The following is a 12,160-nucleotide window of genomic DNA, read 5'->3' on the forward strand; positions in this document are numbered from 1 at the left end:
TTTTATTTGTTTTTTACAGAATTAAGATATCATTATGCGTATATTTTCGCCATTGAATCCTCTTTGATAACAAAGCTATTTAGAAGTAGTCTCAATTTCGTTCGTCGCGTATGTTTTTACTTCTCGGATCTGGATCGTTTCCACTCGATCCTCTCCGGCAATGATATCCGAAAGAATCACGACTTGATCCCCGTCCTCTATTCTGCCCGCTTTTTTGAGAGTTTCAATCGCGAGCCGAATCGTTTTTTCCGGATCCTTGGAAAAATCGATTCGATATGGAATCACACCTCGAGTGAGCCAAAGTTTACGCCTAACCGTAGTCATATTAGTAAACGCATAGATCAAAGGATAATGCGGATGAAAACCGGCTACGTTGAGCGCCGTAGTTCCCCTTCTCGTAATGACGATAATCGCCGGACATTTTAGGGAATCCGCAAGTTCCGCCGCGGACCTAGCCATCTGTTCCTTTTTATCCTGAGGAATTTTATCCTTAACGTAATTTACTCCACCCGTTTTCTCTACACGTTGTGCGATCTTGTCCATCATCTCCACACACCGAACTGGAAACTTACCCGCAGCGGTTTCTCCCGATAACATGATAGCATCCGCCTCTTCATAAATCGCATTTGCGACGTCGGTAACTTCAGCTCTTGTAGGAGAAGGATTGTTAATCATTGATTCCAAAAGATGAGTTGCCACGATGACTCTTTTCCCTTTGAGGGCACATTCTTTGATGATCGCTCTTTGAAGGATCGGCAATTCCTCGATCGGAACTTCCACCCCCAAATCCCCCCTCGCGACCATCACACCGTCCGAAACTGCCACGATTTCTTTCATGTTACGAACGGCTTCTTGGTCCTCTATCTTTGCGATAACCTGTGCGTGTCCTTCGTTTTCTTCGATGATTTGTTTCAATTGATTGATGTCTTCAGCGGAACGAACGAAAGAAAGAGCGATAAAGTCCACGTCCTCTTCCAAACCAAACAGGATATCCTTGTGATCTTTCGGTGTAATCGACGGAAGATTAACTCGAATTCCAGGAAGATTGATGTGTTTCCTGGAACCCAATCTTCCTCCGTCGAGAACCTTACACTTGAGCGCTGAATCGTTGATCTCCTCCACGACAAGGTTGATGAGTCCGTTGTCTACGGTCACAGGATCGCCCACTTTTAAGTCTTTTACGATATCCTTATAGTTAACGAACACGGATTGTTCCTCGGATTCTTCTCCGGGAATGATATGAAAGATGAACGTCTCGCCCACCTTTAGATCCAGGTGATCTACTTGAAGATCTCCCGTTCTGATTTCGGGTCCTTGCGTATCAAGTAGAATCGCAATCGGATTTTTCAGAACGTCCTTATTGAGGGACTTAATATTACGAATGATACTTCTATGAAAATCGTGATTTCCGTGGGACATGTTCAGACGCGCCACGTTCATCCCGGCTTCGGCGAGTGCCTGAATCATTTTTTTATCGGCGGTTGCAGGTCCGATGGTACAAATAATTTTCGTTTTTCTAATTACGGAGAATTCGCTCTTCATGTAGATACCTTTATTCGGGAGAGCGGAACTTAGGACAATTCAGATTTTAGGTATGGTTTTTCGCAGAAAAGCTTCCAAAGAAATACAAAAGTCGAACAAATCCTGATCGGGCATACTCGCATTTTTTTGTTCGTCAATGACAGCGGAAGCCTTTTCCAAAAGATCCTTTCCATTTTTCTTTAAATAACGTTTCGTAATAAGAATCGGAAATGTATATTTATCCTCCTGATTTCTCACCATGAAAGAGAAAATGTTGTTTTTTCCGAATTTTTTGAGGAAGTTAACCAAACCGTCTTCGTCGATCTCTCCGTCCATTTCGTATAAAAGAATGTTTCGATCCGGATACTGATGATTCGACCAATAATCGTCCAAGATGTCCAAAGTTCTTTCCAGAAGTTTGGCTCCTATAGGGTCAACTTCCTTATGAACCGCAGCAGGAGAAGTTCTTTCTTGTTTAATGTCTGCAGCTTGTTGTTTCCGCGCGTTTTTCTCCGCAAGCTCCTTCTCCTTTACTCTTTTTTCTGCGAGTTTGGACATATCTTCTTGAATCTTTTTATTACGAGCTTCCATGATTCGTTTGTTCAATTCGATCGTGTTGTGAGCGCGGATTTGCTCCACTTCGAATTTATGAACCGTAACGTTTCCAAAAATATTTCTCCAAAGTCTAGTAAAAAAAGGAAGGTACTTAAACAAACTGGACAATTCCAACTTATCAAAGGAAGAAATCAAATCCCGATCTTCGATAAAATCCTTTACTTTCATTCGATTCAAAATCAGAATCTCATTGTCATTTCCGGTTGAAGCGAAAGTTTTTCTCGCCGCCTCAATGGCACCGGAAATCGAAAGTTTGTGGAGAACGTAATTGTACAGCGTGTTTTTGTCCGCGAATTCGGTATGAAGAATCTGATCGTGATTGGTAACAAGAACTCGGATATCCTCTTCGATTTGCTGGCCTCGAAAACGAAGAAAATTCAGATCCACTAGGCGATTTGCGGATTTGATATAATCTACGATCTCGCCTAGTTTAACTTTTTTTTCTTCCTTTTCTTTCTTTTCCTTATCTTCCTCCTCAAAACGAATCAAAACAAGGAGCTCTTCCATCGCCGTCTTTTGATCTCCGTAAGCGGGACTCATATAAGGCATAATGGAATTAACAAGATTACGCGTATTTTCCTTTTCCTCTTCGGACAAGACGTTTATAGCTCCGATATTTTGCAGTTCAGGAACCAAATGATCCATTAGAAAAGCTTTATACGCTTCGATTCTTGCAAGGATTTCGTCACGGACGTTGTAGTAAAATACGGAACGGTTCCCGGGATTAAAAGCCTGTTCGTTTCTAAAAAAGAATAAAACCTTTTGTTCTACCAATTTTTTGAGGACGGGTTTGAGATGAATATTTACTGTGATTTGTTTAAGCTCCGGGCTAGTGTCAAAGGGATCGTTAAAAAGTTTTCCGATTTCCGTGGAAGCATACGTATTTGAGAGTTTATTTTCCGAAATTGCAGAATGAATTTGTTTGATAAATTCTTTTTTACTCGGAAGAGCCCTATTTTCCTTCACCCAGCGTTGGATAGCATTGAATGTAATTTGATTTACGCCGTCTACATATCGATGACTGGTGGAAGCATCCGTCGGTTGCGGTCTTGCAAAAACAGGATTCATTTTGAGACACGATTCGATCTTACCGTCGGATGAATCTTCGGCCGGATTAAAATCCACCATACAGATTTTTTTTATGATCGGAGGTTTGTATCTCGTACAAAGTTCTTTGAGAAATTGTAAGGTTTTATCTTTATCAAGATCCAATTCCTTTGCTAATTGATCGACGTTAGGAAGGATTTTATTGGCAACGAATTTATCCGTCCAATCGCCAATAACGAGTAAAAGTTTATGAATTTTTTTATATTGAAAATCGTTTCTGGCCTCAAGCGACTGAGTCAACTGTAATGCGGTATTATAATCCGCCACTTTGAGTTCAGGGGATTGAGACTCCAGCATGGAATGTCATTATTATCCCAAGAAATTTTTTTTGTAAAGAAGTTCTGCATTTAATAACGCAGCCCCCGCCGCTCCTCGAATTGTATTGTGACTTAAAACGACATATTTCCAATCGAAAATCGGATCGGGTCTGAGGCGACCTATCACCGTAGTCATTCCTTTGCCGGTATCCAAATCCAATCTAGGTTGCGGCCGATCCTCTTCTTCTCTATAAAAAATAACCGGATTCGGAGCTAAAGGAAGACCTAACTTCTGGGGCTCCCCTGAAAATTCTTTCCAAGCAGAAAGAATTTCTTCCTTAGAAGGTCTCTTTTTAAATTTTACGGAAACACAAACCGTATGGCCATCGAAAACCGGGACCCGATTGCAATGCGCGGAAATTGGGAAATCGGCGTGTAGAATTTTTCCGTTTTCAACTTTTCCGAGACATTTCAAAGGCTCAAGTTCCGCCTTTTCTTCTTCCCCTCCAATATGCGGAACCACGTTTCCTAAAATATCCATCGTAGGAACACCCGGATAACCCGCGCCGCTGATCGCCTGCATAGAAAAGAGCATAACGGACTCGATACCGAAACGATCAAAAAGAGGTTTAAGAGAAATCGTAACCCCCATAATCGTACAATTTGAGTTAGTGATAATCTTGCCTTTCGTTTTCTGAGAAGTTAAAACATCCAAATGGGAAGAATTCACTTCCGCGGAGAGAATAGGAACCGTGGGGTCCATCCTATGATTTTTAGAATTTGAAATGATATGGATTCCTGCGTTCGCATAATTCGTTTCCACTTTACCGGCAATGCTTGAATCCAAACCGGAAAATGCTAATACGACATCCTTCATTTTAGCGGGATCGGGAGTGGTAATCACCATATTCTTCACATAAGCAGGGATATCGGAAGAGATTTTCCATCTCGTCTTCATCACATCACCGTACGTTTTTCCCGCGCTGTTCTCGGAAGCGCAAAGGTGTGTAACCTCGAAGTACGGATGATGATCCAGCAATTGAATAAACCGCTGACCTACGGAACCGGTGGCTCCTAAAACGGCAACTTTAACCCTGCTCATAATTTAAATTAAACGGTAAACCGCCCTCACAATCTGTGTTAATTTGGCCGATGTGGCTCGGCTCGTTTATCAAGGTTTCAAAGGATTGCCTCTTTGTCTTTCAGAAATTTTGACAAATTCTTCCGCATAAATCGGACTCATTTTCATCATACCCGGAAAGGTAAAATGATGATAATCACTGAAATCCTGCATGGTAAGAGAATCTTTCAGATCGCTAAACCAAACCCCATTTCCAGAAATATCTTTCAGGAACAAAAGATGATCCTTATACCAATTCGAATATTGATACCAATCCAAACTGATCGGATTTTCGGGATTATTTACGATCCAGAGAGGGATTTCTTTTTCCTTTAAGAAATCCGCAAATTTTTTCAGATATTGAAAATGAAGAACGGGAACAAATTTCTCCTCTCGAATTCGAAGTTTGGCGTCCTTAAGAGCAATTAAGTAACCTATCCCAGGTCTCTGGGCGTAGTCCTCAAGTAGACGAAAGTTAAAGTACTTAGAATATTCTAAATCACTCATATTCAGATAACGAAGATCTTCGAGTCTCTCCTCTCTTGTATATTGCATTCCGTTTCTTGGAAAATCCGTACCGAAGGTTTGTTGCAGTCGAACCCCGAGCCTATCGTAATTCCAATCCTTATTTTCCCCTTCGGCATAGTAAGGAATCCAGGTCTTGGAAAGCTCCGCGGTAATTGGCAAGCCCGGATCCTCAGAATCGAAAAAGTTTCCCAATAGGATTTTTTTCCAACCAGGTTCGGAAAAGGAAAAATTACGAATCATATTCTTTTTTTGGAATGTGATATTGAGCGGTCCCGAAAAAAGAATCTCAGGCACGATCTGAACGAAAAAACCTTCTTTTTTCATTTTTTCTGTGAGGTTAAAAGAAAATTTTTTACCAGTCCAACCCAGAGAAGTCACCCGTTCCGGGACTTGAACACCATTGTATCCGTGATAACTCGTGCTCCTTCCGTAACGATGCTCATAAAGAGATCGTAGATTTTTCCAAAAGACATCCTTGTATCGATAAAATCCGAAAAAAGAAGCGGATATATATTCGCTAGTTCTCACAAATCCGAGCTCAGAAAAGAACGCAAGCACAGTTTCCAAAGGAAAGATAAAACGAGATTGAGGAGCCTCGAAAAAATCAAGTGCGTCCAAAAGAAGAAGTTTCGGATCGATTGTTTCATTTTTGTTGGAAGGATTCAAAGAATACGCGCGGTGTAATCTCCAATCAATAAAGTTAATTGGAAAAACGACAAAATCGGGTTCTAATTCCACGATCTTGTTACGACAGAGCCACGCATCCAAAGGAGTCATTCCCGCGTAAGAAAGAAACTCCACATCAGCTTCTTTTCCGGTTCTTTTGAAAATCTCCTTACGAAAAGATTCTCTGTCGAAAGAATAATGAGCAATACTCGAACCTATAATTAAAATTCTAGGATGGCTTTTTTGTTTTTCTCGAAGTGTAAAGTATTCGTATAAAAAATTATAAAAGTGATTTGAGCTCCAAGGGGATTCATTCGGAACTTTCCAAATCAAAATCCGAAAAAAAAGAAAATCTAATAGACACAAAATTAAGATCCCGGCCGTCAAAATAAGTCCGTTACTCGTACGTTTAGATTTACCGGCCTTAGGCTCTATGTTTTCTGTTTGATCCAAAATAAATGTTCCTTTCTTTGAATACTCCAAAACCACAAATTCTTAGAATCCAAGCCCATGTCCAGGAACTTCTTTTTTAGTTTTACCATTGACTTAAGCCGAAGATACCACAAAAAGGAAACCGAAATCAATGCCACTTGTAATAACCAACTTTGCAGATCAATTAAATCTACAGATAAACTTGTCGAAAGTGCAACAATCCCCCGTAAAAAATTGGTTATGCCGCTCTACAAATTGAGTATTGCCTTTTGACAGAATGTTACAATACGTTTTCAGTTTAATTTTATTTTTTGCTTCCCTTCTTTTTTCTTTATCCCTCAGCCCGCAAGAAATCTACCTCAACTCGGATATTCTTTATCTTCCCACGCTCGCCTTGGACGTGTTAGCGGATGGAGGAAATTTTCTTTCCTGGTCCTTTACTCCTTCTCCATATTTTTTTCCGGATTTTCCGATCGTATCCATTCTTTTTTTAATTTTTGAAAACGCACAAAAGGCACTGATTTGTTTTGCATTCTTACAAACGATCTTGTTTACCATTTTGATGGAACGTTTCTGGCTTTTCGCAAGAGAAGAAAGAAAAGGGAAACCTCTTTCCTCCAAAGAAATAAGGCGAGTTAGATCTTGGATTTTACTTCTTATTTCGTTTTTACTTTTGATCGCAAAAAATTTTCCAACTCTTTATATTATGTTTTTACCTTCCATTCATACGAGCGCGTTTTTAGTAACTTTATACGCTTGGCCGCTGATTCATAAAACATTCCAAAAGCGTAAAGTATGGATCTTAACCCTTTGGATTGTACTCACAGCCGCATCCGATCGCATCCTATTTGTAGAGTTGATTGTTCCTGGAATTTTGGCAGGATTTCTATTTCCTTCTCAGATACCAAGGAGCCAGAGATCGGAATGGAAACGTTTATTCCCGCTCCCGGAAAGTTCCAAAATTCTAATAGTTTCGGGGATTGCAGGGTTGATCTTACATGAGGTTCTCAAATCTTTTTTGTTTATCGAAAGATCGGGAAAAATTCCCATCAATCTTTCTCTAACTCGGGCGATAATGGACGGTACTCGTTTTTTTATGGAAGCACAGGCTTGGATTTTTTCCGGATTCAAGAGCAAGATTCCAATTCCTGCGATCTTAATTTCTATCCTAATCATTGCATTAACTCTTAGTTTGATAAGGATTAAAAAATCAAAATCGACCGCGTTTTTATTTTTCTTATTCGCGATCCTTTTCTTTGCACCAATCTTAACTGGATTGTATATTGACGAGTATAGCCTACGTTATGTGTCTCCTGCTTTGATCTTGGCCCCATTTTTACTACTCTCTATAACCGAGTTTCCAAAGCGAAATTTGGCACTAACGATCTTTCTTTTATTTCTTTTACTCTTGTTCATAAGACAAAAAGCACCTCAAAATATCGAGAATTCGTTTTATCGTCTTTTCCAGACGGTACCACAGGAAGCGCAATGTGCGGACGAAATTTCCGAAAAAACGCCAATTTCACTCGTTATTTCCGACTTTTGGACTGCAAAAAGAATCCGAGTCTTTTCCAAAAAGAGAATCCCATCGATTCATGTTGCATATGGAACATTAGAAGGTTCTCATACGATTTCAAATCGAGAATGGTATCTCAAAGATTATCCGGGAACTGTCGCTGTTTTTACCCAGGGATTGGGAGAGAATCGTATCCAAGAAATATACGGAACACCGTCTGGAAAGACGCAGTGCGGAGAATCAAAAATTTATTTTTACACAGACTTCCGTAAAATCGGACAAACCTTGCGTAAACCCTTTCAAAAAACGAAATAAAGAAAGGGCTTCGTTTCTGCGGTCAAAACAACACCCACAATAAAACCCAAGGCGCTTAAAAAAGCAAAAAGACTCCAGTGAAGATTTTCCCTAAAACGGGAAAATGCCTCAGAAAGCTCCTCTTTTTTACCGATCCAAGTGGCCAAAGCCATAAAAAGAAGAATCGTTAAAAAATGACTCTGCATCGTATAAGTCGGTTCGATACCTTCACGAAACAAAAACAAAGTTTTGAAAAGTTCAATCGACCCAGAAAACGTTTTTGAACGAAAAAAAACCCAAACCAAACAAACAGAAAGAATTACAAAAATTTGATACAAGAATTTTATTCCACGACGAAACATAGAATCTTCCTTCCAGGGAAAACTCACCGAATCCTGAAACCATCGTTCCGAAGCCAACAAAATCCCATGTAAAAAACCCCAGATCACAAAATTCCAACTCGCACCGTGCCAAAGCCCGCCGAAAAGCATAGTAATCAAAAGGTTCCGGTACGTGGTAAAATCAGCAATCCGATTCCCTCCAAGAGGAATATAAAGGTATTCTCGAAGCCAACCGGAGAGAGAAATATGCCATCTTCTCCAGAAATCGGAAAAACTCGTAGCGGTATAAGGAAGTTTGAAATTTTCGGGTAAACGAACTCCTAAAAGAAGTGCGGAACCGATGGCAATGTCCGTATAACCGGAAAAATCACAGTAAATTTGGATCGAATAAGAAATAACTCCCAACCACGCAAAAAAAGTTGAAATTGACTCCGGAAATTGATAAGCGAAATCAGAAATTACCGAGATTCGGTCTGCGATCACTGCCTTTTTCACAAAACCTAAAAGAATCAGCCAAATCCCTTCCCGAAGAGGAACATTATCCCAGCTAAACATGTTACGTAATGCAGGCAAAAGGATTTTTGCGGAAATGATCGGACCCGCAACGAGTTGAGGAAAGAAGGACAAAAATAAAGCATAATGGAAAAAGTTCTTTTCTGGTTGAATGCGTTGTCTATAAACATCGATCGAATAGCTAAGAGATTGGAATGTATAAAACGAAATTCCAACAGGCAAAATGACCTTTAAAGTCGGCGCAGAAATTTGCCAACCGAGAGAATGAAAAAGAGTCAAAAATGAATTTATAAAAAAATGAAAGTATTTAAAGAATCCAAGAACGGAAAGATTTCCCAATAATGAAAGAAAAAGAAGAGCTTTTCTTTTACGAAGATTTCTCTGAAAACCCAAAGCTCTTCCGACAGAATAATCCAAAACTGTAGTAAAAAGAATCAAAGCCCCGAAACGGTAGTCCCAAGAAAAATAAAAGTAATAACTAACCAAAAGTAAAAAGCCAAGAACAAATGAATTTTTCTTTGGGTAAACCGCGGCAAAAATCCATCGAACACACCAAACGATTGCAAAAAAAAGAAAATATTGTGGAGTCGTAAAATTCATCGGAATCGAAATTGTATCCAGAATCCCGACAAAACGGAAATCCTCCAGTTGTTTTTCAATTCAATCCGACATTTCAGTTCGAAAGGGCAACTTGGACGATATATATTTTTGCCTCTTTTTTAGATAAACATTCTATTTCGTAAGTATTTTAGCGTGATTCGACCTAAGAAAATCAGAGTTGTTATCGCTAACGATTATCACCAGTCACTACAGAACTTCTTTGCAAAAATCGTTTAAAACCATAGAAAGAACGTAAAGAAAGGTAATCTACGGAAACTAACCGCGCTTCGAACGATTAAGGTCAGGATAAATATTATATAGCCTATAATGTTGCCTTGATTTCTTGAAACATGAGAGTTCCCGCATTTTATTGCGATAAAATTAAGACGTTTATCTACGTCGACTCACGTTATTTTAAGAAAAAAACGGTTATCTACAATCAAAATTGTACTGAAACCCCGTAATAAAAATCCGGATAAACTCAAAAACATGCTTGGATAAAGAAAAATGAGTTATCTTGCAAAAACATTTTCGATGCCGTAAAATCGGCGGATGAGGTTAATCGTTTTTACAATTAATTACATTTAGGCTCATAGACATGACTGCTGAAAAAGAAACCTAAAAATAATTCGTGTTAGTATTCCTCCCAAATCTTTACTAAAATCGATTTCAAAAAAAGAATTCAGATTACCTTAAAGAATCGTACAAATAATTGTCAAAGCGTCATGTTAGGACTTAGCATCGAAAAACAGTATTTTAAAATAATAATCGCATTATAAAGCCAGAAAATAAGACCAATATTATTTCTATTTTATTGATTAAATTAAATCCAATATATAGACTAATTATAATCATGGCACATAAAGTCGTTCTCTTTTAAATCAAAGTTTTATTTCTGATCTTAACTTTAATTTAAGACGCCTCAGATCAAAAAAATTCCATTCCCCAGAACCAAACCTATAAACATACATCTGTGCCCTTACAAGAGAATTACGGAGTTTTATAAACATTTATTTTTATGGCCCAAAGGGTTCTGCGCGGTAATGTTAATTCGCGAACTTATTAAATTTAGACTATTATTAATGATTAAATAAAAGCATATTTTCGATCAAATAGTCCATTTATTTTTCACTCCGCAATTTGGACAAACTGCTGAAATTTCAGCCTTTACCCTTCTTCCTTTGGGAGTTTCTATCTTTCCAATCGCTATAAACTCAAAATCAACGCCCTCTGGGACATAATGTCCTGTTCCGTACTTTGCTGAGCCTTCTATCATATAAGAGCAGGCATGGCATTTAACTCGCAATTTAATTACTTCGGCCATAATTTTTTGTAACTCTATTTTCAAAAATGCAATAGAGCCGTAAATCCTTTTCTGACATTCCTGCATCAGCAGGAGCTTTCTCTACACATGACAAAATGGCGCATTTAGCTCGGTCGCAGGTTTGCATTATCGAATGGCGCCCTCCGAAAAATACTTATTCCTAAGAAAATTCCTCTTCTGCTTTTACTTTTGTCCTAATTTGGGCAGTAATTACTTTAGGCGAGGCCTACTACTAATTCATTTGAAAGTCCGTTTAGTAGATAAATTGTTTCTATATCGCTTCACCACTATTCATTGAATTTTCAGAAAAATTACTTCCGCTTTCAAAAACAGGACAAGACTATAGAAAAGTTTCCATCTGCCAGACAACTGCCCATTTCTGAACAATTCATTTTGTACCAATTCAATTATAACTCTTTATTATTTTCTTTTTCAGCCAGATCTATTTGATGGAATTGGCCTCACGGCATTTCTTTACGGAAGTGCCCTTTGATAAGCATGCCTAAATTTAGGCATTTATTTATTTGCCCAATTGCCTGCCATCTTGCATCCCATAAAAAGGTCGGGTGCCAAATTACAGCCTTTTAATGACGGCTTATTGGCATTTAAATTTTTGACCTCCCTCCCTGTGCTTAGGTAAGGAGAAATTTTAACGTTTTGAAGTTTTTTTAGGTTTTTCTTTTTTAGGAGATGGTGTAGTTTTTACGGAATTTTCAATTGATAATATTTGTTTTTCAGAAGATTTTGAGTTACTCGATATATCGAAATTCGTATCAATTCCCTGCTTTTTATTTCTTTTAACCATGTATATAAAATGTCGTATATACTGTCCATAGGGCTCGGGTAATGTTTTTGGATCAAAATCTAATGGATTATCAAGAAGGGATTTTACAACAACTTGGCTCAAGTCTTCTTTGCTAGTCATCATAATCGTTTCGAGACGCCTACAAATCTCGTAATCGTTTACTTCAAGAGACATTCTTTTCATTGCGTTCAGCAATTTTTGAAAAGAAGATCGTTTTACTTTAGAAGCCATAGGACAAAGATTTTCAACCGTAGGTTGAAAAACAAACAAAATTAGACTTTTATCAAAGAGTGAATTTTTACACGGAAAATCAGCTAAAAAGGTTATGCCGCCCTTTCTTTAATTTCGACCATTCCCTCGTTAGTTGGTGTTTTAAAAGAAATTCTTTTTTGAAAAATGACTCCTCTCTCGACTTCAATTGTCTTTAGTGATGTATGAATTCCTAAAGTAAGTAGTTCGAAATCTCGGTCGACGCTAACAAAAGGCAAATACGGCCATTTCACCGTTCTAATAACAAACAA

The 12,160-nt window shown here is 38.5% G+C and carries 9 protein-coding genes (1 of these 9 cut by a window edge); 1 reads left to right on the forward strand and 8 read right to left on the reverse strand.

Going from position 1 to position 12,160, the window contains the following annotated elements; translation table 11 throughout:
• Positions 1-75 precede the first annotated feature (75 nt).
• From pyk to LEP1GSC190_RS18885, 4 genes are all read right to left on the reverse strand, one after another.
• Positions 76-1,542, reverse strand: coding sequence for a pyruvate kinase (gene pyk, locus LEP1GSC190_RS18870; protein WP_002749603.1), 1,467 nt, complete (start codon positions 1,540-1,542; stop codon positions 76-78).
• Positions 1,543-1,581: 39 nt separating this feature from the next.
• The gene (locus LEP1GSC190_RS18875) at positions 1,582-3,540 is read right to left on the reverse strand and encodes a hypothetical protein (RefSeq protein WP_002749218.1); all 1,959 of its coding nucleotides are present in this window, start codon (positions 3,538-3,540) and stop codon (positions 1,582-1,584) included.
• Positions 3,541-3,552: 12 nt separating this feature from the next.
• Complete coding sequence (gene asd / locus LEP1GSC190_RS18880) at positions 3,553-4,602, reverse strand: aspartate-semialdehyde dehydrogenase (RefSeq protein ID WP_002749229.1); 1,050 nt, start codon at positions 4,600-4,602, stop codon at positions 3,553-3,555.
• Between the two features lie 69 nt (positions 4,603-4,671).
• A complete protein-coding gene (locus LEP1GSC190_RS18885; RefSeq protein ID WP_002749396.1) occupies positions 4,672-6,267 on the reverse strand; it encodes a hypothetical protein in 1,596 nt (531 codons plus the stop codon).
• A 256-nt stretch (positions 6,268-6,523) separates the two neighbouring features.
• Between LEP1GSC190_RS18885 and LEP1GSC190_RS18890 the strand changes: the two genes are divergently transcribed.
• The gene (locus LEP1GSC190_RS18890) at positions 6,524-8,077 is read left to right on the forward strand and encodes a hypothetical protein (RefSeq protein ID WP_002764041.1); all 1,554 of its coding nucleotides are present in this window, start codon (positions 6,524-6,526) and stop codon (positions 8,075-8,077) included.
• Here the strand turns inward: LEP1GSC190_RS18890 and LEP1GSC190_RS18895 are convergent.
• The 4 genes from LEP1GSC190_RS18895 to LEP1GSC190_RS20520 all read right to left on the reverse strand — a co-directional run.
• Complete coding sequence (locus tag LEP1GSC190_RS18895) at positions 8,062-9,510, reverse strand: MBOAT family O-acyltransferase (protein ID WP_002749213.1); 1,449 nt, start codon at positions 9,508-9,510, stop codon at positions 8,062-8,064. The genes LEP1GSC190_RS18890 and LEP1GSC190_RS18895 overlap by 16 nt on opposite strands.
• A gap of 1,108 nt (positions 9,511-10,618) precedes the next feature.
• Positions 10,619-10,834, reverse strand: a complete 216-nt coding sequence (locus LEP1GSC190_RS18900; RefSeq protein ID WP_036048618.1) for a hypothetical protein — start codon at positions 10,832-10,834, stop codon at positions 10,619-10,621.
• A gap of 649 nt (positions 10,835-11,483) precedes the next feature.
• Complete coding sequence (locus LEP1GSC190_RS18905) at positions 11,484-11,870, reverse strand: phosphatidylinositol phospholipase (protein WP_002749505.1); 387 nt, start codon at positions 11,868-11,870, stop codon at positions 11,484-11,486.
• 92 nt (positions 11,871-11,962) lie between these two features.
• Positions 11,963-12,160: the 3' portion of a hypothetical protein gene (locus LEP1GSC190_RS20520; RefSeq protein WP_002749240.1), read on the reverse strand. 807 nt of this gene lie beyond the right edge of the window; 198 of the gene's 1,005 nt are visible here — the last part of the coding sequence; the start codon falls outside the window, past its right edge — the gene reads right to left on this strand; it ends in the stop codon at positions 11,963-11,965.

The organism is Leptospira mayottensis 200901116, assembly GCF_000306675.2.
Taxonomy (GTDB): domain Bacteria; phylum Spirochaetota; class Leptospiria; order Leptospirales; family Leptospiraceae; genus Leptospira; species Leptospira mayottensis.

Excerpts from the sequence above, each read along its gene's own strand:
- LEP1GSC190_RS18890 (WP_002764041.1), top strand. The coding sequence starts at position 6,524 with ATGTTACAATACGTTTTCAGTTTAATTTTATTTTTTGCTTCCCTTCTT.
- LEP1GSC190_RS18905 (WP_002749505.1), bottom strand. The coding sequence starts at position 11,870 with ATGGCTTCTAAAGTAAAACGATCTTCTTTTCAAAAATTGCTGAACGCA.
- pyk (WP_002749603.1), bottom strand. The coding sequence starts at position 1,542 with ATGAAGAGCGAATTCTCCGTAATTAGAAAAACGAAAATTATTTGTACC.
- LEP1GSC190_RS18875 (WP_002749218.1), bottom strand. The coding sequence starts at position 3,540 with ATGCTGGAGTCTCAATCCCCTGAACTCAAAGTGGCGGATTATAATACC.
- LEP1GSC190_RS18900 (WP_036048618.1), bottom strand. The coding sequence starts at position 10,834 with ATGGCCGAAGTAATTAAATTGCGAGTTAAATGCCATGCCTGCTCTTAT.
- asd (WP_002749229.1), bottom strand. The coding sequence starts at position 4,602 with ATGAGCAGGGTTAAAGTTGCCGTTTTAGGAGCCACCGGTTCCGTAGGT.
- LEP1GSC190_RS18895 (WP_002749213.1), bottom strand. The coding sequence starts at position 9,510 with ATGAATTTTACGACTCCACAATATTTTCTTTTTTTTGCAATCGTTTGG.